This window comes from Candidatus Nomurabacteria bacterium (genome assembly GCA_023898525.1).
In the GTDB taxonomy this organism is placed as follows: Bacteria; Patescibacteriota; Minisyncoccia; order Phycocordibacterales; family UBA918; genus OLB19.
Map to the genome: position 1 here is coordinate 799,292 of CP060227.1, position 25,048 is coordinate 824,339.

Here is a 25,048-nt window from a genome sequence, read left to right on the forward strand (position 1 = left end):
ATAATAATAAAATAACCCACATTATCTATGCCCACCCTCCACCACCTCCTCCAAACCACCCTCACCTTCCTCTTCACCCTCACCCTCTCTTTTGTCAGTGTATACATCCCTCAACCATACCACCAAGTCAACCACGCCGAAGCCGGAGTCGCCACCTTCAGTGGTCAGTTGATGGGTCTGGCCGAACAAGCCGTCAGTGCCGCCGCCAACGTGATGTCAGCGGCTATTGAGTCGGTCATCAGATTCAAGGAACTAGTCTGGGACCCCTTAGCCTGGAGTGTGGCCAAGGGCATGATCGCTGTCATGACTGCCAGTGTGGTCAGGTGGATCAACTCCGGTTTCCAAGGTTCCCCCGCCTTTGTCCAAGACCTGGAATACTACCTCTCCCGGGTTGGAGACCGAGTCTTTGGTGAATTCGTCAACGAACTCGGTATCGCCCCCTTTGTCTGCCGCCCCTTTAGACTTGACCTCCAAATCGCCCTCAACATCGGCTACCAAAGACACTACCGCGCCGGTTACCCAATTGGCGCCACCTACTGCAGCCTCGAAGGTGCTCTTGCCAACATCGACAACTTTGTTAACGGTAGCTTCAATGACGGTGGTTGGGACACTTGGTACACTGTCACCACCAGACCCAACACCTATACCCCCTATGGTAACTTCCTCTCCGTCAGTGGTGAAGCGGCTCTCAGAATCAACAACCAACAAGTTAACGCCACCCGTTTCCTAAACTTCGGTGACGGTTTCATGTCCAAAGCCATCTGTTCCCAAATCCCCCTCATCACCGGCGGAGCGATCACCAGAGAACGTTGTGCTGTCTCCACTCCGGGACAAGTCATCAACCAAACTCTTAACCACCACCTTGGGGCCGGTCTCGACAGTCTCATTGCCGCTGATGAGATCGGTGAGATCATTGGAGCTCTGGTGGGCCAACTGGCACAAAAGTCCCTGGAAGGCGCGGCCGGACTCCTTGGTCTCTCCGGTGGCACCGGCTACACCGACCCTAGCTACGGTACCTCCTACCTGGATGCTGCTATTACCCAGCAAGCCGCTAGCTCCTCTGAAGCGGTGGCCCAAGCTGACCAACTCTCCAACAACACCTACAACCAAGCCGCCAACCAAGCCGAACAACAAGGACAACAAAGAGCTGATAATGCACAGGCGGGAGCGGATAGTACGACGAATACTGGTATTGATACTACTAATATAGACCAAGCTCTCCAGAATTTGATTGATATTCTTGGTGGGGGTGGGGGAACGGTTGCACCGACAGATCCGGTCATAACAGATCCTGTTCCGGTTGATCCGACTCCAGTTGATGATACCGGTCAATCTGGTTTGGCTTTCCCTGGAGCGGTAGGTTACGGTGCGCATGCTAAAGGTGGACGAAGTGGAGCAGTGATCTACGTAACAAATCTAAACGACTCAGGTCCTGGTAGTCTTAGAGCTGCTCTTACCGCCTTTGGTCCACGAACGGTTATTTTCAGGGTTGGTGGAACTATTGGACTTGAATCACCGATTGTAATCAAAAATCCATTTTTGACCATTGCTGGTCAAACTGCGCCTGGAGATGGAGTTCTTGTAAAATACAGTGGAGCAGGTGGTGGTTATACTACTCCACTTATAACAATTAATACACACGATGTGGTCATGCGTTATCTACGTTTACGTCGTGGACCAGGATTTATGACAGAATGTTGTGGCGATAACCTATCTTTAAGTAATGCTTCTAATGTCATTGTTGACCATGTTTCCATGAGTTGGTCGACCGATGAAAACACAGAAGCTTGGCCAGCTAATAATGTTACGGTTCAGTGGAGTATTATAACTGAAGGATTGATGCATGCTACACATTCACCTCTACCAAGTAGTGGTGGTCAAATACCAGACCACTCTTATGGAGCTATTTGGGGTCTTACAAGTAAAAATATAACAACCTACAGTAACTTGTTTGTTAATAATCTCGGTCGGAATGCGCTAATGGCTCCGAGAGACGGTGGAGATTTTCAATTTATTAATAACGTCATTCATAATGTGTGTTATGCCGCAGGATTTGACCAGTTGGGTTCAAAGTTGACCAGATTGGATGCGATTGGTAACACGATTCAGCTCGGTCCGAATTCTTGTCGCGCCGGTCGTCAGAACATAATGCTAATACGTACTCAGAAACCAGCTGATGGACTTTATGCTGATGGACCAAGAAGTGTTTACGTTAAGGACAATATTACTCCTAATAGAGCTGACGGCCAAGACGAATGGCTAGCAACCACGGATGGCTTTATAGGTCCTATCCCTGGACCTCTTTCAGAGCGTTCTCTTACTCCGCATAGCGGTATGCCTTCAGTGCCGGCTTTATCATCTTCTCAAGCAAGAGCAGCTGTTTTAGCCGGAGCTGGGGCTACTCTGCCTAGGAGAGACTCGGTTGATCAGAGGGCAGTAAATTATGCTCAAAATGGGGGTGGTAGATTAATTGATGATCCATCTGAGGTTGGTGGCTGGCCGGTCTTGAGAGGCGGTACACCTTATCCGGATGCAGATAAAGATGGTATGGATGATACTTGGGAAATTCAAAACGGCTTCGACCCAAATGATGGAACTGACGGAAACGGTGACCGAGATGGAGACGGGTACACAAACTTAGAAGAATTCCTTAACAGAACGACTCCATAAAGCTTTTGCTTTCTAAAATAAAACACTGGCTAGTAGCCAGTGTTTTATTTTGCCTGTGTCCGCCAACTTGGACTCGAACCAAGGACCACAGAGGTATATCGATTGAAAATTTCCTGTGTCCGCCAACTTGGACTCGAACCAAGGACCACAGAGGTATATCGATTGAAAATTTCCTGTGTCCGCCAACTTGGACTCGAACCAAGGACCACAGAGGTATAAGCTCTGCGCTCTACCAACTGAGCTATTGGCGGACACATTAAATTTTCAACGATACAATTCTTTGTCTCGAAAAACAAATGCTATCGCGCTTGTTTTCTCGACTCGAATTGTAAGCCTTCTGCTTGCTCTACACAACTCCGCTATTTGGCGGAAGAGTAGAACAGGTGAACTATACCGCGATTTTACAACTAACTCAACCGTGGATTTGGGCTATGTATAAAATAATCCACCCATTGCTTTTTTAGACAAAATGTATTTTACTAGAATTAGTCTGAACAAATAAAAGGAGGGACGAAAGACAATCAAAATAATGTTACTTAGTAAATACGTGTTGTTTTTCTTTAACCTTAATTCGATAAATAAAAGGGGGTGATTTAATTATGAGGCGCTTTTTTTCAATTCATAATGTAGTCGGGGTGGGGGGTGATACGACCTAGCTCCAGGTCACCTTGTTAATGGGAGTTGTTTTGAGTAACTAACAAAAGGCAGGACACCAACTCCTAGAAACTTGTACTGGCAGCCGTTTGATGATTTCAAGCGGCTGCATTTCGTATTTACTCCAAGTGCAAAGATTTCTCTAACGAACTAACTCGTTTGGCGATAAGCCGATGTTTTTCTAGAGCCTTGTCAGATTCAACTAATTTTCTAGCTTCGTTGCGAGCAGCTTCGACCAACCTCAGGTTTTTAATCGCTTCCATGCCAAGGTCGGATAGACCGGACTGTTTTTGACCGTAAAGTTCACCGGAGCCGCGGAATTGTAGATCGTATTCAGATAATTCAAAACCATTTTTGGCGGTAGTGAGGGCCTTGAGGCGGTCTTTGGTTTTTTGGCTTTTGCTTTCGGTGACTGCAAAACAGTAGGCTTGATGATTACCACGAATCACTCGACCACGTAATTGGTGAAGTTGAGCAAGACCAAAACGCTCAGCTCCTTCAATGATAATATTGGTGGCATTTGGTACGTTTACTCCAACTTCTACTACTGAAGTGGACACAAGTATGTCAATTTTGTGATCAGAAAAATCTTTCATAATTTTGTCTTTTTCTGTAGTTGTCATCTTGCTGTGCATGATAGCAATGCGATAGCCTTTGAATTCTTCTTTGCGCAGACGTTCGGCTTCGGTGGTGACGTTTTTTAGTTGTAAAGCATTTTCTTTATCCGGATCTGGCTCATCAATACGGGGACAGATGACATAAGCTTGACGACCGGTCTTTAGTTCTTCTTGTACATGTTCGTACATAGCTTTACTCTGTCCTGGACCGATGACTTTTGTAATGACTGGTTTTCGTCCACTCGGCATTTGATCGAGAAGAGTGATATCTAAGTCACCGTAGATAGTAAGGGCAAGAGTGCGAGGAATTGGTGTGGCGGTCATGGACAAAAGGTGTGGTAGGTAACCGTCTTTTTTGGCGAGCATTTTACGCTGGTTGGTACCAAAGCGATGTTGCTCGTCGATGATGACGTAAGCTAAATGCTTAAATTCGACACTTTTGTAGATAAGGGAATGAGTACCGATCAGGATCGGAATCTCGCCATTTTTAACCCACTTAAGAAGTTGAGCTTTAGAAATATTGGTGGGCTGGTCGGGATTTGTTTTTGATGGAAACTTTTGGCAGCCACTACTGGTTAAGAGCCCAATCTGAATCGGGAGATGCTTAAAATATTCAATAAAGCTTAAAAAATGCTGTTTAGCTAAGATTTCGGTCGGGGCCATATAGGCGACTTGGAGATTGCCGTACTCGAGCTTTTTACCCAAACCTTCCGGCGGGCGGGAGGTGACGACGGCGTAAGCGGTCGTGGCCGCGACTGCCGTCTTGCCACTACCGACATCACCTTCTAAAAGACGTGACATGGCGTGAGAACCACTAAAATCTTGGGTAATGGTTTCGATTGCTTTGCTTTGCGCTTTGGTTAATTTAAAAGGGAAGCGTTCAGTAAAAGCTTTTAGATGTTTTTTATCGGTATTTATTTTATAAGTAGTAGCCGCATTAGCTTCAGCCCGTTCGCGAGCTTTCTGGACTTGAATGTAAAAGACTTCAGAAAAAGCAAAGCGTTTGCGCGCGCTTTCGGCATGTTCTTTCTTTTTGGGTGAGTGTACCCAGACCAGAGCAGATTTTAATTCTGGTAGGTTGTATGGCTTGATTATTTCTGGTGGCAGCGGGTCGGTCATTTTTTCTAAAACACCTTTTTCAAAACACTTTAAGACAGTGTGGTAAAACCACTTACTGGTAACACCTTTAGTCTCACGGTAAATGGGGTAGAGGGTATCGTCTTCGACTTCAGTGCCTTTAAAAATAGTATCGTGACGGTCGATCGGGAGGTTGTTTAAGAGTTCGACTTCAGGATTGGAAATGTATAGTTTACTATCACTGCCAGCTACCTTACCGGCCAGCTTTACATATACACCCTCTTGATACATTTTGGCGATGTATGGTTGGTTAAACCACATAACTTTTATCTTGGCTGAACCGTCTTCGACATAAGCTTCGCCAATCGGAACTTTACTTCGCCACGCTTTGCGGGTGTTTAGTTTGGTTAGTTGGCCGTAGACAACGGCGTCTTGACCCTTACTCAGACCATTGATTGATTGAACGTCACTGATATTCTCATAGCGCACCGGCAGGTGATAGAGTAGATCCTCGACAGTGTTTATACCTAATCTCTGCAAGGCTTTTTGGTGAGGGTTGTCTAGACGAAAGTGAGTAGATAACAAGTCGTTTGGATTCATTGGTTCTATGGTAGCAGATTTATGGATTATATAAAAAGCAGAGATATAATTTTGCGTCTTAGGAATATTACTCAGTAATCCACTTAGGCTGTTTTGTACCAATCACTGCTGCATGGTGTATACTGTTCGTCTATTTAATATTTTACGTACATGAAGTCTGCGCCTAAGAAAAATAAACCTAAAGACTATAATAAATTAGCTCTAGCCTTGCATCAGAAATTAAAAGGAAAGTTGGTTGTTAACAGTAAGTCTACACTCAAATCACGTGATGATTGGAGTACTATGTACACACCGGGAGTCGGGGCGGTGTCGGCACACTTAGCCAAATACCCAAAGGAAGCTAATAAATACACAATCAAAAATAATACTGTCGCCGTGATTTCTGACGGGTCGGCGGTGTTGGGTTTGGGTAACATTGGACCAGTGGCAGCTTTGCCGGTAATGGAGGGTAAGTGTGCGATCTTCAAAGAGATGGCCAACGTTGATGCTTTCCCGATTGTGCTTGATGTGCATGACACTGAAGAAATAATTTTTGCTATCAAAGCCATTGCGCCGGCCTTTGGCGGTATTAATCTAGAGGATATTGCTGCTCCCCAGTGTTTTGTGATTGAGGAGAGGTTGAAAAAGGAGCTTGATATACCAGTAATGCACGATGACCAACACGGAACAGCGATTGTGGTTTTGGCTGGTCTTATCAACGCTTGCAAAGTGGTAAAGAAAAAGATTGAAGACTTGAAAGTGGTGGTTGTAGGGGCTGGTGCGGCGGGGCGAGCTACTGCCTTGCTGCTTAAAGAGGCGGGAGTGCAGAATATAATTGTAACTGATAGTAAAGGAATTATTTATAAAGGTAGAAGTGGCTTGGAGAGCTATAAGCGTCATTTGTCAGAGGTAACTAATCCTACGCGTATACAGGGTGACGTGATGGCGGCGGTTAGCGGAGCTGATGTGGTAATAGGAGTGTCTGGGCCGGGGACGATAGCACAAGCACACGTAGCGGCGATGGCGGAAAAGGCGATTGTGTTTGCAATGGCTAATCCGATACCGGAAATTATGCCGGAAGACGCGAAGCGAGCCGGGGCTGTAGTGGTGGCGACCGGTCGGTCTGATTTTGCCAATCAGGTAAATAACGCCCTGGCTTTCCCTGGGCTTTTTCGCGGTGCGCTTGATAAAGGGGTGAAGGAAATTACTGACAAGGTGAAATTGGCTGCTGCTAAGAAGATTGCCAGCTTAATCAAAAAACCAACGGCTGAGGAAATTATTCCGTCAGTGATGACTGATGGGTTGGTCAAAGCAGTGGCGAGTGCGGTGAAGTAAGAGTAGAGACAAACAAGCGGCTGAAAAGTGAGTGCGTACGCACTCACTTTTCAGCCGCTTGTTTGTCTCCCTCCCAACCCACTTGATAAACCCCACAAAAACTTTACACCACAAAAACGGGGATATTTGCTTGCGTAAAAAACTTCAAAATGGTATTTTCAATAGTGCTGGGCCACTTTCTTTGTAGTAGTGGAAGCTGGCACATGCACATTTCAGAAACTTTTTAAATTAACTTTGTTTTAGACAAGGAGAATGAAGATGAAGAAATTTACGAAACTGATTGCATTGATAGTTGCGGGGATTTTTGTGTTCGGAATCACGATTGCACATGCGAGCGCACCGGTGCCGGACAAGGAAATTACGGCTCTGGATACTACGTTGACTCCAACTTCGACTCAAATCCTGGTTACCACGGATGAAGACGAGAAAATAACGTTTGCGACCCTGGTGCCCGACCGAGCGGCGGCCATCGACGAGACTGATACGGCAAAATTCGCACTGACTCCTGCTGGCAAATACTTTGCACAATACACGGTGATTGAAGATGGAGGTGCGACAATGTCTGCCCGAATTGCCGGTTTAGTTGCCACGCCATATAGCTCTGCCGAAGCTTTCGTACATCCAGGTCAGTTAATTACGTCAACGGCCTAATCGTTTCGTTCGTTTGAATCAGTTTAGTACTGATTCACTAACCATAAAGAGCCGCTTGGTTTATATCCAAGCGGCTCGAATTTTTTATAAAAACAAAAAGCCACTGTTCATTTCAGTGGCCTTTCATAACTTAAAGCTTTAAATAATCAATCAGCTCTGACCTCCTTCGCTGACTGTGTAAGTTTTATAAGTTTGTGCCATTCATCTTGACACTCTAATGGTAAGTGTTTTTCGCCTCCATCAATAAGTGCATTAATGACATTAGGATAGTTTACGTCGTTTTCAAGATTCAATATTGCTGGCATAAATATTACTGCCCAAACATCGGAGATAGCTACCTGTGCTGGTACGTTGCTGAAATAATTTATATTTGTTATACGCTTGTCTTTAAAGTAGAGATTACCGTCATCGCTTATAACTATAACGAGCAGACTTCCCCAATATCTCACAAAAGCTGCATCCAATAGGTTTTTTATGATTTCGCCATAAATTTTGCTGTACTCTGTTGATATACTCATGTCTTTCTTCCCCCCAAAAAAAGAATTCATCAAAACATCCACCAATGACCAAATGGTCTAATAAAATATTGCCATTTTGGATAGAAAAGTCAATATTTTTACTGTGACTAGTCTTTTATGTGATATAGTTTGGGTATGAGTAAACTAATTTTAAGTACCACCGAATCAATCCCTAACCGTGAGATAATGGAGATTATTGGTATCGCCCGGGGGAGTACGGTGCGCTCGCGTAATGTAGCTCGTGACATTGTAGCGGTATTTAGAAATCTGGTCGGTGGAGAAATTACTGAATACACCAAACTTCAGGCCGAATCAAGAGAGCAGGCGCTACAAAGAATGGTAAAAGATGCAGAAAGTCACGGAGCTGATGCTGTGGTAGGAGTGCGGATAACTACGGCCATGGTGATGAATGGAGCGTCTGAGATACTGGCCTACGGTACAGCGGTCAAATTAAAGTAATTACAAATTTATGTTGTCTATAGAAACAATAATTTGGGGACTAATAATTGCCGGTGTTATTTGTGTGGCTATAGATCGCTATCAAGCTAAAGACAAAGAAGATTTTGAAGATAGGGATAACTAAATTTAGTATCAACAAAACAATGGTACAATAAAATAGTTGATTACGTCTAAGTTGGGGACTGGTTTGGCGTATTATTTTGGTGTTGGATTAATTTATAACATAGTTGCGATATGAAATCTTTTATTGGAAAAGTTGGCTACATAAAATTGACAACAATCGTCACAGGATTGTTGATTTTGTCAGTGTTATTTTTTTCCGCTACCGCTTTAGCGGCCGCTCGCACTTCTCCTTTTACGGCTGGAGAGACTCTAGACCCCGGAGCCGAATCTGTCGAACCTTGTGGTCCTCTGGATACTAATTGTTATGTCACAGCAGGTGGTTCATCTGTGTTTAGCGCCCTTACGGCCGCTACCTCTACTAATTCTATCGACAACACCAATTTCGCTCAAACCTGGAGTTGGTCAACTTTGGCGACCGGTACGGCTCTGACTCTTTCTTCCACCTCAACCCTGCTTACTTCTGGCGGTCTGCTAAGTGTTTCCCATAGCGCTGCTCCAGCTTCAAGTTGGACTGGGGACTTGGCTAAGATTGAATCTTCGGGTGGATCAACTGCAAATCTAGACGGCAATGTTCTCAAGCTCGGTTATACCGGCTCAGCTGATACTTCTGACGGGACAGTTTTGAATTTGACCAGTAGCCAGACCGGGGCCAACTCCCTAGTTGTTCGGATTAATGATGATGGTACTTATACTGACACCACACCTTTTGTTATTAATACCAGCGGCAATGTTGGTATTGGTACCAGTACTCCAGGGTCTAAATTGGTGGTCGGGGGAGATAGTGAATTTGGAGGTTTGCTAACTATGACTGGCTCAGTAGCTAACATTGCCCTCGGCTCCAACTGGCTTTCTGGTGATGGTGATGATGAGGGGGTTTATGTAAATAATATCGGTGACGTATCTATTGGTACAACTACTGACATAGCTAAACTTAATGTGGATGGGAGTATATATATGCCAAATAACAACGGTTTTAAAACTAAAGACAATACTGGTAATAATGTCACGTTATTTAATATGACTACATCCAATAACGTTTTGATAAACGGCTCTACGGTTAGTGGTAATATGGTACTTAATATACCGAATAGTAGCGGTGTATTTCAGTTTGAAACCGGAACCAGCTCTAACACTGTGATGAAAATTCTTAATAACGGAAACGTTGTAATCGGTACTACCACCTCATCTTATAAATTCGCAGTCGATGGTACCAGCTCATTCTATAACACACTAAATATGTCTGGCACGAATGCCAACATTGCTCTCGGTTCTAATTGGTTGTCAGGCGATGGTGGAGACGAGGGTGTTTACGTGAGTTCTAGTGGCGATGTATCGATAGGTACAACTACAGCTGTAAGAAAGTTGACAGTAGACGGTCATATTTTTGTGCCAAATAATTATGGTCTTACTACTAATGACAACGTTGGTAACGTTAGTTCTCTAATATCTATGTCTGGAGCTAACAATGTACTCGTAGGTGGTTCCAATGTTAGTGGTAGTATGAACTTCATTCTACCAAACGCGACTGGTGACTTTAGGTTTCAAACTACCGGTAGTTACACAGACAGAATGATTATTAAGAATGATGGTAATGTTGGTATTGGTACAACTACTCCATCATATAAATTAACTGTGGATGGAACCGTAGGTCTAAGTGGTCTGTCAACTGGAGCAGGAGCAGGAGCACTTTGTCTTTCTTCTAGTAGCGAAATAGTTTACTTGGCTGGTTCTTCTGCTTGTTCGGTATCCAGTGAGCGTTTCAAGCATTCTATTACATCTCTGGGTAGCGATTCTGGTCTGGCGGAACTGATGAAACTTCGTCCGGTATCGTTTGAATACAATGACAATATCGGTATATATGGTGAGCAGGTTGGGTTTATTGCGGAAGAAATGGACAAAATAGATCCTCGTTTGGTTATTTACGAAGAACCTAATAAGCCTTTCTCAGTAAAGTATGAAAATATAACCGCTATTTTGACTAAGGGTGTCCAAGAAATTGTATTAATTACTGGAGAATTTAAGGACTCACTGATTGCTTGGTTGGGCAATGCTTCCAATGGTGTTAAGAAATTGTTTGCTGGTGAAGTTTGGACAGACAAGCTTTGTGTTGGTGGTACTTGTGTGACTGAGTCAGAACTACAATATTTACTTAATAAAGACGATATTTCTCCAGAAGCCGACAATTCAGATAGTGACTCAAGATTAGGTTCTTCAACCAAGCAGCCGAAAAATGAAGAGATGACTAAAGATACCGAAGACGATAAAAAAACAGAATCTTCTTCAGATGAGTCAACAAAAGAAGAAACAGAAGAAGAATCAGATGACGAGGGCGGGGTTTTGAAAGATGAAGAATTGGCTGAGGAAGGCAGTGAGGAAACCGAAAATGTTAGCGAAGAGGAAGTGTTTGAAACAGAATCAGAGACAGTCGACGAACAAACAGAAAAAGTACTTGAAATAGCAGAGGAGGTTGTAGAAGAGGAAGAGGTGTCGGAACTTGAAGTGGTCGATACCAAGGATGATGAATTAGATACTTAATTATGGTGTATGTAATACAACTTACGCTGGCTTTATACATTGTGCTGACGGCCTTTGCTTCGGTCACAGTGTTGGCTTCTGAGACTAATGGTGTCATTCAAACCGGAAGTGCATCCAGCTTGATTTGTAAAGATGTTGCCTGTGCTACCTACGGTAATGTCAACTGGAAGCCGAGTGATAGTACACCAGTTAGTATCACCGACTCTGGCCTTACCGGATATATTTGGGGAGATGAGATTGGTTGGGTTAACTTGGCACCGACCGGAGCTGGTGTTTCCATCAACAGCACAACCGGTGAGCTGTCCGGTTACGCTTTTGCCAATACCGGAAGTTGGATTAATTTTAGCCCGACTGATGTTAGTGGCGGTGGAGATGTGGGTGTGACTATAGATAGCAATGGTCAATTTACCGGCTGGGCTTGGGTGTCTGGTGTTAATGGTGGTTGGATGAAGTTTGACTGCAGCTCTGGTTCAACTTGTGTGAAAACTGACTGGCGGCCGGTAGGTAGCCGTACTACAACTTCTTCCTCAGGTGGTGGTAGTACTGGTACTCGCATTAAAAAAGACGAGACATCGACCACGACTTCAGCTACAACCACTGCGACATCAACTGCCGACCAGGGTACAATGGGATCTACTGATAATAATAGTGCTGCCCCGATATACGTACCTCCATTTTATCAAAATAACACTGCACCATTACCACCTCGACCAGTTCAGATAATAAGCCAAGGGGAAGTAAATGGAGAAGAACAAACACCGACACCACCGGAAGATTTTGATACTTATCCAGATTTTTATAATGACAACAGTACTGGCGGTGATTTGCGTGATGAAACACAGGAAAAGATAACCAGGTTTTATCGAGAAATAGATCAGATTGAGCCAATCTATTATGGTGCCAATCATGTAAAGAGTTTCAATGCACCACTGGCGGTAAGGGAAGATCAATCAGCGCTCTTGGTGTGGGACTTTTCTGCAGAAAAAGGTGGTGTCGGAAAAGACAAGCAGGCGGTAGTAGTCGAAATTCCTAGCGGTGCGGTGGCTAGCCAAGTGACTTTCAATGTCGAGATGTTGCCGGCAAATGACTCTACTTCACCTAGGCAATCTAAAGAGGTAAGGGCCTATATTGTAGACGATATTTTGTACAAAGTTACCGCCACTGATGAGAGTGGTCAGCCAGTACATTCGTTTACCGAACCGATAAAAATCAGTTTGTTTTTACCGGGAGTAGCTTCGACTGAAAGCGGGGTAGGTGTGTATTACTTAGATGAAGAAAGAGCTACTTGGGTCCGTGTCTCAGGAGCGGTGATTTCTGACACGTCAGCTAATTTTATGATCGACCATCTAACACTCTTTTCTGTGATTAGTAGTAATATGGTTTTAGATGAGCTACCAGTCCGCAAGTCAGGTTTTGGTGATTATCTATTATTTATTTTGGCGTCAGCTGGATTTGCTGTGGTGTTAATTGGTCTATATATTTTCTGGCGTCGTAAAAGCAAAGCATAGTTTAGTTCAGGTAAAGTAAATTAATTTGCAGTCATCAAAAACTGTTTTAAAATAATCCAATATGGACAGGAATGAGTCAGAAAAAGAACTGAGATCAGGTAAGGGTTTGGCTCTATATAAGGTAATAATTGTAGGTACAATTATTGTACTGTGTGTAATGATTGCGTACCTTTTTATAAAGGACACTTCGTCTCAAGACTACATCTACGAGGCGGGTGAAAAGCAGACTAAGGAATTGGTTTCACTGGCTTCTAATCATATGGTGGTTCCCGATGAGACGCCGGAGGTGTATTTGATCCAGGAGCCTAAGCTACTGATAGCTGAACAATCTTTTTTTGTTGGCACCGAAAAAGGCGACTACCTGCTTATATTTCCTAAAGCAGGCAAGGCGATAATATACAGTCGAGACAGAGACATGATCATTAACGCCGGTCCGATCAATTTTGATAATCAATTTCCACCCACTCCACCACCTTCAGACATAGATTCGGCCAATAATGACATTCAAATTGCTACTACTACGAGTGGGGTGGAGTAAGGTATGATTAAAAAGTAAAGGTTAAGTTCCTCTGTTTCTTTAGTGAAATAACAATTTGAAATAATATCAGGTTTGGTATTTGATTATATTATTTTGATTGTTATTTGAGTTTTGTTTATATATACTACCAACATCTTAATACTAATTAAAAAATGCTATGGAAGATGAAAATCAGTCAGAGGAAGATTTGGTGGTAAAAGACAGTAACGGAAATATTCTCCGTAATGGTGATACTGTTTTGGTTATCAAAGATTTAAAAGTAAAGGGTAGCTCCACTGGGCTTAAGCGCGGAACAAAAGTTAAAAACATCCGGCTGACGGATGAGGAGGAAGGGGTTACTGGAAAGATTGAAGGAATGAAAGGAATTCATATTCGCGCGGAGTTTGTGAAGAAGGCTTAGGTATTAATATTAAGATAAGAAGATAAAGTATAAGCCCGTTTCGTGGAATCAACCACGAAACGGGCTTATGAATTAAATGCTTGCTTTAAGTAGGTGATTTGAAAATTGTGGCTGACCCCATTTACTGACTGACCCCATTTACACCCATTTACATTTACTTGACCCCATTTACTGCCACTGCAATATTTAACAGTGGTGGTTTTTTTGTGTGTGGAAGGGTAGTGGTAGATTGTATTAACCTTGGTTAAAATATTGGACTTTGTTATATGAAACTAGTACTATCGGAGCTAGAAAGTCATATTCATAAATCTAGAAAGGGAGAATAATATCATGTATATTCCGTACATTGGCATTACTGACTTTACAACTTTTGAGCAGGTAGAGCGTATGCTCGCGGTATTTAAGGAGAATCGAGAATCAGGAAAAATCGGCGACTTCATGTTGGTGTAATGATGAGCTATAAGACACTCCATGGACTAGAAACTAAATGGACTCAAGCATTTCCTCCCAAAGAGAAAATTGCAGAAATCTTTAGTTCACAAGAGACAACGAATTGTTTGCATTACGCTGACTACGACGCAATTCTTGTGTCTCAAAACCTTTGTGCAGCAATTGGTTATGGTGGCAATGGAATCAATGCTTTGCAACTCGATATGGTCTGGCCTAATCCGGAAGATATCGCAAATGCGATTAAAGTTTCAGGTAAGCAATTGGAGGTTATTCTCCAGGTAGGCAAGAGTGCTATCGAGCAAGCTAAGGACAATCCTCAAGAAATTGTTTCTAGAATTCGGGATTACGCTGGCATTATTCATCACGTTCTTCTCGATAAGAGTATGGGGAAAGGTCTTGGTATGGATGCAGTAGGTCTCATGCCGTTCGCTCAGGCTATTAGTAGGGAGTTTCCCGATCTGGGAATCGTTGCCGCGGGTGGACTTGGTCCAGAAAGTATTGGACTTGTTGAACCGTTGGTTAAAGAATTTCCCAATATCTCGATCGATGCACAAGGTAGACTTCGCCCAAGTGGCAGTGCCCTTGATCCAGTCGACTGGGATATGGCCGAGAAGTATCTCATTGAAGCTTTGAAGCTCTTAAGGTAAAAAGAAGCCCGTTACTGAAATGTCTAACAGTAACGGGTTTTTGTTTTTGGGTGGGGTAGAGTGAAAATGGTGACTGACCCCATTTATGTCAGGAATTGTTTGAAAAGACAAAAGCGCAACTTAAGCGTGACCAGATCGTGCGAGAAACAAAGGAGTTCGCTTTCACAAAACTGTTTACCTGCGGTCACTGCGGGTCGGGCATCTCGGCTGAAGAGAAGTGGAAAAAACTTAAAGATGGCGGAGCTAACAGATATATCTACTACTCCTGCTCAAGAGCAAGGGACAGAAACTGCAAAAACAAATATATACGTGAAGAAGACCTAATCACTGAACTACTAAAGATACTCGACAAAGTAGACATCAACGAGTTAGGGATGAGGAAAAAGCTGGAGGACGAGATTGCGAGATTTAATATATTTCAACGCTCAGTGTTGGGAGCCACTGAAAAGATAAAGACTGACACCGAGACCGATATCCGTAATTACGCTAAATGAACTACCCCGATGACAAGCATGCGGGGTATCGGCGTTGGACTAGGTAGTAAACAGTGAAGTCTGAACTGGTGCGGAGTGTAGCTGTTGGTATTCGGGATAACCTTGGTTTTTAACGTAATTGGTAATAATATCCATACTGGCATTACCCACTGTATTTGCATAATAACCTTCAGTCCAGAACTTTCCTCCCCAGAGTTTTATTTTTAGTTCAGGGTGGATTTTAAAGAGATGATTGGAGGTGATGCTTTTTATTTTCTTTACCGTATCAGAGAAACGTATGTTTGGAATTGTTTGTATTAAAAAGTGTACATGATCTTCGTCTATTCCTATTTCAAGAAAGTATATCTCGTAAGCTGGACCAAATTCCAAACATAAGTTTTTAAATGTTTTTGATATTGGTGGTGTAAATACATCTCTTCTGTATTTTACTGGGCATACCAGATGATAGATGAACAGAGTTTTGTTGTGTGGTTTTTTGATATGTTGTGGTTTACCTTTCATTACTGTTTAGTATGACAATGTTTCCCCCGATGACAAGCATGCGGGGTAAAGATGGAATATATTTTGAAAGAGGGTTCAACTGTTGAAAAGCGGGAGCTACTGGCAAACCTCAGATCGAGGATTGAATACAAAGATAAAACTTTGAAACTCATACTGGAATAGCGGTTCTAAAATTATTCTTCTAAAACATGTTAAAATAAGGACAATCTAGCAATTGTAGACTGAGATTGTGATGTGATTTTAGATATGTCTTCAAAAAATGTAAAAGCAAAACAACAATTATTGCCATGGACAAATGGCGAGCTAGAAGCTCTTTTAAGAGAGCTGATTTCCCACGGCTCTGAAGTTTCAAAAGTCGATTTTAAATTAGATCTAGAAACAAAGACTGCAGAACAGAAGGCTGAACTACTTAAAGATATTACCGCTATAGCCAATACGTATGACGACCATAATTATAACGATTACGGTTTTTTAGTTTATGGCGTTCAATCTAAAACTATAGTGGGAGTTACTAATACCGAAACAGACGCGGACAAGCTGCAGAATACTATAGAACAAATATTGAAAAGTTACATATCGCCAATGCCACAAGTGTATGTAACTAGTTTCGCTACTACTGATGGAAAAAATTGGGGTGCCGTGATTATACCGCCACGAAATACTAAGCCGCACATGTTTTTTAAAGATTTGTCATGTGCCTCTAATCAAACTAAGACAAGAAAACGAGGCGAATGGTTTATTCGTCGGGGCTCAACAACTGACCCTGGTTTTCCAGAAGATTTAGCATTGATAATGCAAAGACAGTTTGAACTCAAGCTCGATCCCTTAAGAGAGAGTATTAAAAGTTTACAGATAAGACTAGGAAAAACTGAAGAGCAATATAATAGTGCATTATTTAAATTAGTTGAGAGGGCGTTAAAGTCACTCCCTGAGGTCAAAGATGCGGATGCAGATATAACATCAGACCTTGGTGAGGCGCTTGGTATGGACTTACCGAGCAGATTAAAGCAAAAGCTTCGTACTCCCAAAAATGCAATAGCAGATGATCTTATTGCAGAAGTAAAATCAATTAAGGATTATATTGAGGGGGCAAATACTAATTTAACCTGGACCCCACAACTTAATAATCCTGAAGCAAATAAAAAAATCATAGAGGAGCTGGAGTATAAAGTTAGATCCCTTCAAATTGCAATTGCAACTATTGTATTAAAGGATGATAAGGAGATCTACACCGATGCACTACTTAAATCGATTAAGTTACTAGCTAGAGAAATAGAGATACCTTCAGGAACACAATATAACCGTATTGGCGAAGCCCTTCGATACTACCCACTTTGTATTATCTTATATACGATCTTTGTATGTGGAGTTTGTTCAAATAGAGGTGCGTTGCTCCGAAAAGTTTTAGATATTCCTATTAAACATCGTGATAGAAACATCGTAGTTCCCATAACAGACGTTTACTTTTATACATACGAAGTAAAGAAGCTTATTAATGACGCCTTTTCCCAACGTTGGTGTGAACCAGTAGCAGTTCGAATGCGACAGCTAATAACCGATAATATTGGGGACATGTTAACTGACTCTTCAGAGCTAGAGTATTTTTTCAAAGGCGAATTTGTCTTAGCCTTAACCAATATAGAAAAATGTATGAGTCGAGGTGAACAAGCTGAACATAGAGTTCCTTTGGGCGGACTCTACCTTTATCTTCATGAAGCAAATGATCCAATTGTTGATCTACTTCAAGAATTGCCGGACTGGTTAACAAAATTCTATAAATACCCGTTGAATGAAATATTAGACATGTTTGATAGAAATAGTCATAAAATGTCTGAAGCTGGATGTTTCGCAACTGGCATGCACGGAATAAAAACAGTTGATATATATCAGGCATCCCTAAAAAAGAAAGCTGCTTAGTTAAATTAAAAATCAACCCTACAAAATGGGTTGATTTTTAATTTAACTAGATGTATTCGGGTCACTCCGATACTTAGTTATCTTGGCGGAGACGCAGGGATTCGAACCCTGGAGGGCTTTGACACCCTACTTCGTTAGCAGTGAAGCGCTTTCGACCACTCAGCCACGTCTCCGTAATATTTTATTGTTTTGTAACTCTTTTACAACCTGAAGAGCGTTTGAGTATTAATCATTAATTCGTAATGGTCGCTATTCAGCTCCTTTCTTCATTGAACACTCAGCCACGTCTCCGTAATATGTTTGGACATGACTTCGTTCCACTCCCGATTATCTCGCTCTCGCATCGATAATTCGTTCTAGCGAACGACTGGATGAAATCTAAAGCAGTTTAGATTTCATAGCCACGTCTCCGTAATATTCTATTGTTCTGTAACTCTTTTACCTCTGTAAATATTTGGTCCTATCACTAGAACGTGGCCATAAGATAACATATTTTCGTTATCTGCGAAATGGGTGGTTTGGTGATCAGACGCCCCGCCAGCGAAGCTGGCGGGGCGTCTGATCTTAATGGGCCAATGCCACACAAATCAGTTCACAATCTTTTGGCAATTTTGGTCGCAAGGTCAGATAGGCGGATTTCATAGTGGCTCCAGTGGTGATTACATCATCTACCAAAATGACGCGACAACCGGAAAATTTAAAATCACTGTCTTTGTAGGAAAAGGCACCAATTAAGTTTTTCAAACGTTGCTGGCGGCTCAGTTTGGTTTGGGGTAGGGTATCACGGGTTTTGGTTAATAGTTTTTTTACTAAAATCAAATCGCCTTTTCTGCAGTAATCAACTATGCGGGTTAGTTGGTTGTAGCCACGACTTTTTTCGCGCTCGTGACTAAGTGGAATCGGTACTAAGATCGTCTTTTTAGTCGGCAAAGAAGTTATGTACTTGGTAAGGGTAGCAGCCAAAAGTCTGGCGGCTGGCTTATGGTTGTGAAATTTGTTGGCAGTGATAGCTGCTTTAACAAGCGGAAATTGGTATTTGGTCAAGGTAATACAGTTGGCGAAGGTCCCCTGGTCGTAAAATTGTAGGAATTGCTCAGTTGAAACATTTTTAATGTCCAAAACAGATTTTGGTTCCGGTAAGATCAAATCCAATATTTTAGAAAAAATATTCAACATACAATGAATAGTATACGATACAAACGTGTTAGAATAATTTAGATAATAGGCATATGAAACTTCTAAATCTTTTCAGCGATGTAACAGCCAAAAGCAGTGACTCTGATCGTGTGGTCGGTATTGATATCGGTTCATCATCAATCAAGGTGGTGGAAGTGCAAGAAAAGGGAGGGATACTGACACTCACCACTTATGGTGAGTTGCAGCTTGGTCCATATGCTAATCAAGAAATCGGCCAATCAGTGACTCTTGATGCCAAGAAGGAACAACAGGCCCTAGTTGATGTACTTCGTGAATCTGCGGTTAAAGCTAAGAGTGCTGTCTTCTCAATGCCGCTGGCTTCTAGTTTTGTTACTATGATTAATTTAGAAGCGGAACCAAAAGAGGACATATCAGCTAAGATTAGGGTTGAAGCTCGCAAATATATACCAGTACCAATTGGTGAAGTGACTCTAGACTGGGCGGAGCTTGAGGGTGATAAAGAAGCTGACGACAATGAGCGCAGTGTCTTGGTGGCGGCAATTCAGAATCAGGCTTTGCAGCGCTTTAATACGCTAATGAAATTTGCCAATCTTAAAGAACCACCAACTGAGATTGAGTGCTTCAGCTCAATTCGCGGAGTTTATCGGGAAGAAGAATCTGATATCGCTATCATTGACATCGGAGCAGTATCAACCAAGCTTTATATTGCAAAAAAAGGACTCCTACAGCGCATGCATCGTGTTAGAGCAGGGGGAGTAATTGCCACAAAGCGAATTGCTAGTCTGCTCGAATTATCTTTTGAAGAAGCCGAATTAAAAAAGCGTACCATCACTAAAGATGATCCTGATTTTCGTGAGGTTGAGCGAGCTCATCACAGTTCGTACGACAGGACTTGGCAGGAATTTAGACAGGTAATAAAAGAGTACGAAGATACAACTGGATCTAAGGTGGATACAGTTTACCTCTCTGGTGGTGGTGCAATTTTTCCAACCACCAAAATTATGATTCAAGACACAATGAGAAGAGATGTCTTGGCAGTTAATACTTTTAGCAAGGTTGCTTATCCGGCTTTTATGGAAGATATGGTTTTTGAGTTGGGTCCAACTTTCCACGTTGCTCTAGGGGCAGCCTTACGGGTTTTTGAATAAGTTTCTTTTGAAGCCGCGCATCCACATTGACTTTTGAAAGAAGTCTATAAAGTTTCTGTTTAGAGTTCTTCACAGGCCAAAGTCGCCTGCTGTCAAGAAACCAAGTATAATCTTTGTATGCCAGGATCATCTAACACATCGTTCATTCCTAAACGCAACCCGATTAAAGACAAGAGACGAAATGCTCCACGACCAGTTTTTATCGGGACACTCATAATTCGTATTTTCTTTTTCGCAATACTATTGTCGGCTGTAGGCGTATATGCTTATGAACGGTCATTGAATAATGAATACAATGCAGAGGTTAAAGCCTTAAATGATGCCATAGCTTCTTTCAATGACGAGAGTATGCAACAGGTGCTCGACATTGATAATCGACTATATCAAGCTCAGACAAGGATTTCTAATACAGCTTCAATCGCTACCATCTTTAGTGCTCTAGAAGCTGCTACCTTAAAATCTGTAAGGATCCAGAGTCTAAACTTAAAGCGGGTAGATGATAAACATATTACCATTGAATCACATATGGAGACTGATAGCTTTGATTCTGTTTTGTTCCAAAGGCATGTACTGGAAAATGACGATAAGTTGGTTATTTCTAAGATTGAAGACTTGGGCATAGTTAACAACACTAATGGTGAATCTGGTAGCTCAAAAAAGAATACGCCACTCAACGTAGCTTTTATAGCTGATGTTGAAGTGGATACATCTTTGGTTCCGCATCAGCCACTATCTTCTAGATTAAATATACCAACCGTAGGCACCTCTAGTTTACCGGCAGATACTGGTACTAGCTCAATACCGACCACTCAGGGTGCAGATTCTTCGGAAGAGGTTGAGGTAACTAATCAAGAAAGTATATGATTTTTAATTCACTTTTTTTCCAAATATTGTTAGCGGGGCTGGGTGTGGCAATTGGTTTTGTATATATTCAACCAGCCTTTGAGCGGATTGGAGAAGTTCAAGATGCTACTGCCAAGTACAAGTTTGAAAGAGAAAGAGTCTCTGAGGTTAATACAAAGTTAGCTAGTCTGGTAGGGCAGGTTAATGCCATCCCCAAGGCGGATCAAGCAGCCTTACTCGTTTATATGCCTGATAAGGTCGATAGTGTGGCTGTATCTCGTGATTTGTACAACCTATCCCTTATGTCTAGGGTAAATATGGTTGCGGTTAATTATAAAGATAATGAAAACACCACTACTATCACCGCTCCGGTTGATGGTAGTCATCGAACTATGCCAATACCGCATACTTTTGGAGTTAGTATAACCGGTAGTTACGACGACATAAAAGAATACTTAATGCTACTGGAGCAGTCCAATTACCCGCTTGAGGTACATAAGTTGGATATTACAAGTGAGCCTGAGGCAGAGCCAGAAAAAGAAACAAAGATTGTGTCGACTAAGGATGAGTTGTCTGCCTATTTAGAAGTGGTAACTTATTCACGTATTTAAGATTAAATTTATGAGTTCGGCATTAAAAAACATTCTAATACTACTTGTGATTCTGAGCTTTGCTTTTGTTGGCTATTATATGTTTGAGCAAAGTAACGATTTGGAATTAAATACCAATTCTAACAAGTTCGTAACAGCAGAAATGTTGGCTAATACCGAGCTTTTTATTGAGCGGAGTGCGATTCTAAGTCGGGTCATTATTGATACAACAATTTTTGATGATCCAAATTTTAATTCATATATAGATTTTTCACGCGATGTTGCTCCTCAGCTATCACGAAATAGCAACCCCTTTGCTAAAGCAGAGAAAACTGTAGGTTCAGGTGGTTTCTAAAATAGTTTATGAACCCTTTAGAAATTCTTCTAAGTCACGGTGAAGTTACCGAAACCGTTGTTCGTCAGGTTGAACAAACGGCCAAAGATTCAAATCGCTCTATTGAGGCTGTTCTCTTAGATCAGGGTGTAAGTAAAGACTCGGTTAGAAAAGCTTATTCCGAGTATTTTCAAGTACCTTTCTTTATCATTCCTGATAACTTTACTATTGCCGAAGAAATTCTTTCATATATTCCAGAAGAATCAGCTGTTCATTACAAACTGATCCCACTTATGTTGGATAATGAGGTATTGGTAGTGGGAGTTAATGATCCAGATGATTTACAAATTAAAGAAGTACTAAACTTTGTTAGTACAAAATACAACATTGCCTACAAGTTGGTATTCATGTTGGAGGACGATATTCTTGAGGTGCAAAGATTTTACGACAACCTCAAGGGTGAGGTGACCGATGCGCTTGAGACTCTGGAAGGCGAGTTGAATGCGGAAATTGCTGCAGAAGTGGAAGAGTCGTCTGGAGAGGATATAAAGGCGATGGAGCATATAGAGGAAGACGCGCCGGTGACCAAAATTGTGGCGACCATTCTTCGGTATGCGGTGGATGGCAGTGCTTCTGATATCCATGTAGAACCTAATGAAGTTAAGGTGATAGTACGTTTCCGTGTAGATGGTGTGTTGACTACTTCACTTGAGCTACCTAAAAATGTTCACATGGCGGTGGTGGCTAGGATTAAAATTTTGTCATCAATGCGCTTGGACGAGCGAAGAAAACCACAAGACGGTCGATTTTCTGCTACTTTTGATGGACGAAAGATTGATTTCCGTGTTTCGGTTTTGCCAACAAATCATGGTGAAAAGGTGGTGATGCGTATCTTGGACAACGAAAAAGGAATAAGGTCACTGGAGGAGGTTGGTATTTCACCTCATCTTTTGAATATTGTGAGAAATGCTATTAAAGAACCATATGGAATTATTCTGATATCTGGTCCGACTGGTTCAGGAAAATCAACTACTTTGTATGCGATGTTGTCTGAGGTTGATCGTTTAACAAAGAACGTACTCTCGCTTGAAGATCCGGTCGAATACAATATTGATGGAGTGAGTCAGTCTCAGGTAAGGCCGGAGATAGGTTACACCTTCGCCAATGGTCTAAGAGCAGCCCTCCGTCAAGACCCTGATATTATCATGGTTGGTGAGATTCGAGATAGGGAGACTGCGCAGCTAGCAATTCAGGCAGCTTTGACTGGACACTTGGTCCTCTCGACGATTCACACTAATAATGCAATTGGTGTGATTCCTAGACTTGTAGATATGGGGATTGATCCATATTTGATAGCTCCAACTCTAAGGCTGGCAATAGCTCAAAGGTTGGCTAGGCGAGTATGTTCGGAATCGGGTAGAGTTGAGTCTGTGGGTCCGAGTACTCAAATTATGATAGATGAAGCATTTAAAACCCTACCGCAAAAATATCTAAATCGTGTTCCAGAAAATCGCACTATAATCTATCCCGAACCATCTCCGGGTTGTGCAACCGGTCTTAAGGGGCGGGTGGCAGTGATGGAAGCTTTTGAGGTGAATGAAGAAATTCAAGATTTGATTTTAGGAAATGCCTCAGAGGATCAGATTTATCAGGTGGCCAGGCGACACGGCTTCATGTCGATGAAGGAAGATGCAATCATAAAAGCTCTAGAACATGTAATACCTTACGAAGAAATGAACGCTTTTGGTACTAAAATTGGCGTCGATTCTGATCTTGATGAAATGGCCGGAACTGTCGATAACCAAGTTATTACTGATGTCAGTACCGATATAATGGATATTAATGAAGATATTACTGGTTGATGATGATTTGTTTTTGCGTGACATGTATTCAACTAAGTTTTCCAGTTGTGGTCACGAGATAGAGACGGCCGAGAGTAGCGTTAAGGTTATATCTTTGTTGGGTCGGGGTAATACTTACGATGTTGCTCTACTTGATATGATTATGCCGGGAACAAACGGTATTGAACTATTGAATATTATGAATAAGAAATTTCCTAATCAGGTCAAGTACAGCATCTTTCTGACCAATCAAGGGCAAGACGAAGATATCCGTGAAGCAACTGAAGCGGGGGCGGTTGGTTACATCATTAAGGCTGATTCGGTGCCAAGTGAGGTGGTTAAAAAAGTTGAGGAGATAGTCAGTAAACAAAAAAAATAATTATAAAAATATGGCGGTAGATTATAAAAAAGAATTACAAGCATTAATTGATCTGTTGTTAGAGGAAAAAGCCTCTGATATCCACTTTTCGGTTGGGTCACACCCAATTATTCGCGTGTCGGGTACGCTTATTCCTCTGGTCAAGAAACCAATTTTGACTAACTCTGATATTGATGCTTTTGCTAAAGTGTTGATGCGACCGGATCAAATTGAACGATTGGCCAAACATGAGGAGGTAGACTTCTCCTACGAAAACGTTCAATCTGTTCGTTTTCGTGGTAATGCTTTTTTCCAACGGGGTAATAAGGCTATTGCCTTGCGTCTGATCCCTAATGTCATTAAGACTTTTGAAGAATTAAACCTGCCACCAATTTTAGAGAGTTTCACGCAACGTACCCAAGGCTTCTTTTTGTGTGTGGGACCGGTAGGTCAAGGTAAGTCAACTACACTGGCTTCCATGATCAATGTGATCAATAAGACGCGTTCAGAACATATTGTGACTATTGAAGACCCGATTGAGTATGTGTATGCTGAGGAAAAATCTTTGGTTGACCAAAGAGAAGTTGGTATAGACACCGGTAGTTTTCATGAAGCTCTTAATGCCGCTTTTCGTCAGGATGTGGATGTGATTCTGGTGGGTGAAATGCGTAACGCGGATACTATTTCAACGGCCGTAACTGCGGCTGAAACTGGTCACTTGGTCTTTTCTACTTTGCACACGAATGACGCAGCCCAAACTATTAACCGTATCATCGATTCGTTTCCTGGTGATCAGCAGTCTCAGATACGGGTTCAGCTTTCTAGTTCTCTAATTGCTATCTTTTCGCAGCGTCTAATCCCACACATAGCTGGAGGATTAGTTCCAGCATATGAGCTTTTGATCAACAACACCGCTGTCTCTAACCTGATTCGAGAGAACCGAATTCACGAAATACCATCAGTGATTGAGACCGGTCTTGAGCAAGGGATGATAGACATGAATCGTACCTTAGCTCGGTTAGTACAAAATGGCGATGTTACAGTTGAGAATGCTTTCACTTATTCGACTAACCCGAAAGGATTGGAACGTTTAATTTAATTTT

General features: G+C 42.1%; 22 protein-coding genes and 2 tRNA genes. 18 read left to right on the forward strand and 6 right to left on the reverse strand.

All coding sequences use genetic code 11. From position 1 onward, the window contains the following. Positions 1-27: 27 nt before the first annotated feature. On the forward strand, positions 28-2,670 hold the full coding sequence (locus H6779_03920; protein USN87532.1) for a hypothetical protein: 2,643 nt from the start codon (positions 28-30) through the stop codon (positions 2,668-2,670). A gap of 178 nt (positions 2,671-2,848) precedes the next feature. On the opposite strand, the gene H6779_03925 is transcribed toward H6779_03920, so the two are convergent. Further along, positions 2,849-2,921: transfer RNA gene (locus tag H6779_03925), tRNA-Ile, on the reverse strand. A 522-nt stretch (positions 2,922-3,443) separates the two neighbouring features. Beyond that, positions 3,444-5,618 (reverse strand): ATP-dependent DNA helicase RecG, encoded by a 2,175-nt coding sequence (gene recG / locus H6779_03930; GenBank protein ID USN87533.1) that lies wholly within the window; start codon positions 5,616-5,618, stop codon positions 3,444-3,446. A 150-nt stretch (positions 5,619-5,768) separates the two neighbouring features. Here recG and H6779_03935 point away from each other — a divergent pair, with 150 nt between their 5' ends. Together H6779_03935 and H6779_03940 are read left to right on the forward strand one after the other, a co-directional pair. Beyond that, a complete protein-coding gene (locus H6779_03935; GenBank protein USN87534.1) occupies positions 5,769-6,932 on the forward strand; it encodes an NADP-dependent malic enzyme in 1,164 nt (387 codons plus the stop codon). Positions 6,933-7,184: 252 nt separating this feature from the next. Continuing rightward, positions 7,185-7,583 carry a hypothetical protein gene (locus tag H6779_03940; protein USN87535.1) on the forward strand — a complete coding sequence of 133 codons (399 nt, stop codon included), beginning with the start codon at positions 7,185-7,187 and terminating at the stop codon, positions 7,581-7,583. 146 nt (positions 7,584-7,729) lie between these two features. Here the strand turns inward: H6779_03940 and H6779_03945 are convergent, their stop codons facing one another. Continuing rightward, positions 7,730-8,101, reverse strand: a complete 372-nt coding sequence (locus H6779_03945; GenBank protein USN87536.1) for a hypothetical protein — start codon at positions 8,099-8,101, stop codon at positions 7,730-7,732. Positions 8,102-8,236: 135 nt separating this feature from the next. Between H6779_03945 and H6779_03950 the strand changes: the two genes are divergently transcribed. The 7 genes from H6779_03950 (at position 8,237) to H6779_03980 (ending at position 15,255) form a co-directional block, all read left to right on the forward strand. Then, positions 8,237-8,560 (forward strand): YbjQ family protein, encoded by a 324-nt coding sequence (locus tag H6779_03950; protein USN87537.1) that lies wholly within the window; start codon positions 8,237-8,239, stop codon positions 8,558-8,560. A 234-nt stretch (positions 8,561-8,794) separates the two neighbouring features. Next, complete coding sequence (locus tag H6779_03955) at positions 8,795-11,218, forward strand: tail fiber domain-containing protein (protein ID USN87538.1); 2,424 nt, start codon at positions 8,795-8,797, stop codon at positions 11,216-11,218. A gap of 2 nt (positions 11,219-11,220) precedes the next feature. Further along, a complete protein-coding gene (locus tag H6779_03960) occupies positions 11,221-12,726 on the forward strand; it encodes a hypothetical protein (protein ID USN87539.1) in 1,506 nt (501 codons plus the stop codon). 61 nt (positions 12,727-12,787) lie between these two features. Continuing rightward, complete coding sequence (locus H6779_03965) at positions 12,788-13,264, forward strand: hypothetical protein (protein USN87540.1); 477 nt, start codon at positions 12,788-12,790, stop codon at positions 13,262-13,264. A gap of 157 nt (positions 13,265-13,421) precedes the next feature. Then, complete coding sequence (locus H6779_03970) at positions 13,422-13,664, forward strand: alkylphosphonate utilization protein (protein USN87541.1); 243 nt, start codon at positions 13,422-13,424, stop codon at positions 13,662-13,664. Between the two features lie 653 nt (positions 13,665-14,317). Next, positions 14,318-14,761: a hypothetical protein gene (locus H6779_03975; GenBank protein USN87542.1), complete on the forward strand. Its 444-nt coding sequence runs from the start codon at positions 14,318-14,320 to the stop codon at positions 14,759-14,761. A 95-nt stretch (positions 14,762-14,856) separates the two neighbouring features. Further along, positions 14,857-15,255, forward strand: coding sequence for a recombinase zinc beta ribbon domain-containing protein (locus H6779_03980; protein ID USN87543.1), 399 nt, complete (start codon positions 14,857-14,859; stop codon positions 15,253-15,255). 39 nt (positions 15,256-15,294) lie between these two features. Here H6779_03980 and tnpA read toward each other — a convergent pair whose 3' ends face one another. Further along, positions 15,295-15,756: an IS200/IS605 family transposase gene (tnpA, locus tag H6779_03985; protein ID USN87544.1), complete on the reverse strand. Its 462-nt coding sequence runs from the start codon at positions 15,754-15,756 to the stop codon at positions 15,295-15,297. Between the two features lie 246 nt (positions 15,757-16,002). On the opposite strand from tnpA, the gene H6779_03990 reads away from it, so the two are divergent. After that, positions 16,003-17,673, forward strand: coding sequence for an ATP-binding protein (locus H6779_03990; GenBank protein ID USN87545.1), 1,671 nt, complete (start codon positions 16,003-16,005; stop codon positions 17,671-17,673). 83 nt (positions 17,674-17,756) lie between these two features. On the opposite strand, the gene H6779_03995 is transcribed toward H6779_03990, so the two are convergent. After that, positions 17,757-17,846: transfer RNA gene (locus H6779_03995), tRNA-Ser, on the reverse strand. A 391-nt stretch (positions 17,847-18,237) separates the two neighbouring features. Next, a complete protein-coding gene (locus tag H6779_04000; protein USN87546.1) occupies positions 18,238-18,849 on the reverse strand; it encodes a ComF family protein in 612 nt (203 codons plus the stop codon). A gap of 53 nt (positions 18,850-18,902) precedes the next feature. Between H6779_04000 and pilM the strand changes: the two genes are divergently transcribed. The 7 genes from pilM (at position 18,903) to H6779_04035 (ending at position 25,044) form a co-directional block, all read left to right on the forward strand. After that, the gene (pilM, locus tag H6779_04005) at positions 18,903-19,979 is read left to right on the forward strand and encodes a pilus assembly protein PilM (protein ID USN87547.1); all 1,077 of its coding nucleotides are present in this window, start codon (positions 18,903-18,905) and stop codon (positions 19,977-19,979) included. A 117-nt stretch (positions 19,980-20,096) separates the two neighbouring features. Continuing rightward, entirely contained in the window at positions 20,097-20,843 is a 747-nt protein-coding gene (locus H6779_04010) for a hypothetical protein (GenBank protein USN87548.1), read from the forward strand. Beyond that, positions 20,840-21,433 (forward strand): hypothetical protein, encoded by a 594-nt coding sequence (locus H6779_04015; GenBank protein ID USN87549.1) that lies wholly within the window; start codon positions 20,840-20,842, stop codon positions 21,431-21,433. The genes H6779_04010 and H6779_04015 overlap by 4 nt, the downstream gene beginning before the upstream one ends. 10 nt (positions 21,434-21,443) lie before the next feature. Then, positions 21,444-21,767, forward strand: a complete 324-nt coding sequence (locus tag H6779_04020) for a hypothetical protein (GenBank protein ID USN87550.1) — start codon at positions 21,444-21,446, stop codon at positions 21,765-21,767. An 8-nt stretch (positions 21,768-21,775) separates the two neighbouring features. Then, complete coding sequence (gene tadA, locus H6779_04025) at positions 21,776-23,608, forward strand: Flp pilus assembly complex ATPase component TadA (GenBank protein ID USN87551.1); 1,833 nt, start codon at positions 21,776-21,778, stop codon at positions 23,606-23,608. After that, positions 23,589-23,966 carry a response regulator gene (locus H6779_04030; protein ID USN87552.1) on the forward strand — a complete coding sequence of 126 codons (378 nt, stop codon included), beginning with the start codon at positions 23,589-23,591 and terminating at the stop codon, positions 23,964-23,966. The genes tadA and H6779_04030 overlap by 20 nt, the downstream gene beginning before the upstream one ends. 10 nt (positions 23,967-23,976) lie before the next feature. Continuing rightward, positions 23,977-25,044, forward strand: a complete 1,068-nt coding sequence (locus H6779_04035) for a type IV pilus twitching motility protein PilT (protein USN87553.1) — start codon at positions 23,977-23,979, stop codon at positions 25,042-25,044. Positions 25,045-25,048: the final 4 nt, after the last annotated feature.

Coding starts and splice junctions, on each gene's coding strand:
- H6779_03920 (USN87532.1), top strand. CDS start 28: ATGCCCACCCTCCACCACCTCCTCCAAACCACCCTCACCTTCCTCTTC.
- recG (USN87533.1), bottom strand. CDS start 5,618: ATGAATCCAAACGACTTGTTATCTACTCACTTTCGTCTAGACAACCCT.
- H6779_03935 (USN87534.1), top strand. CDS start 5,769: ATGAAGTCTGCGCCTAAGAAAAATAAACCTAAAGACTATAATAAATTA.
- H6779_03940 (USN87535.1), top strand. CDS start 7,185: ATGAAGATGAAGAAATTTACGAAACTGATTGCATTGATAGTTGCGGGG.
- H6779_03945 (USN87536.1), bottom strand. CDS start 8,101: ATGAGTATATCAACAGAGTACAGCAAAATTTATGGCGAAATCATAAAA.
- H6779_03950 (USN87537.1), top strand. CDS start 8,237: ATGAGTAAACTAATTTTAAGTACCACCGAATCAATCCCTAACCGTGAG.
- H6779_03955 (USN87538.1), top strand. CDS start 8,795: ATGAAATCTTTTATTGGAAAAGTTGGCTACATAAAATTGACAACAATC.
- H6779_03960 (USN87539.1), top strand. CDS start 11,221: ATGGTGTATGTAATACAACTTACGCTGGCTTTATACATTGTGCTGACG.
- H6779_03965 (USN87540.1), top strand. CDS start 12,788: ATGGACAGGAATGAGTCAGAAAAAGAACTGAGATCAGGTAAGGGTTTG.
- H6779_03970 (USN87541.1), top strand. CDS start 13,422: ATGGAAGATGAAAATCAGTCAGAGGAAGATTTGGTGGTAAAAGACAGT.
- H6779_03975 (USN87542.1), top strand. CDS start 14,318: ATGGTCTGGCCTAATCCGGAAGATATCGCAAATGCGATTAAAGTTTCA.
- tnpA (USN87544.1), bottom strand. CDS start 15,756: ATGAAAGGTAAACCACAACATATCAAAAAACCACACAACAAAACTCTG.
- H6779_03990 (USN87545.1), top strand. CDS start 16,003: ATGTCTTCAAAAAATGTAAAAGCAAAACAACAATTATTGCCATGGACA.
- H6779_04000 (USN87546.1), bottom strand. CDS start 18,849: ATGTTGAATATTTTTTCTAAAATATTGGATTTGATCTTACCGGAACCA.
- pilM (USN87547.1), top strand. CDS start 18,903: ATGAAACTTCTAAATCTTTTCAGCGATGTAACAGCCAAAAGCAGTGAC.
- H6779_04010 (USN87548.1), top strand. CDS start 20,097: ATGCCAGGATCATCTAACACATCGTTCATTCCTAAACGCAACCCGATT.
- H6779_04015 (USN87549.1), top strand. CDS start 20,840: ATGATTTTTAATTCACTTTTTTTCCAAATATTGTTAGCGGGGCTGGGT.
- H6779_04020 (USN87550.1), top strand. CDS start 21,444: ATGAGTTCGGCATTAAAAAACATTCTAATACTACTTGTGATTCTGAGC.
- tadA (USN87551.1), top strand. CDS start 21,776: ATGAACCCTTTAGAAATTCTTCTAAGTCACGGTGAAGTTACCGAAACC.
- H6779_04030 (USN87552.1), top strand. CDS start 23,589: ATGAAGATATTACTGGTTGATGATGATTTGTTTTTGCGTGACATGTAT.
- H6779_04035 (USN87553.1), top strand. CDS start 23,977: ATGGCGGTAGATTATAAAAAAGAATTACAAGCATTAATTGATCTGTTG.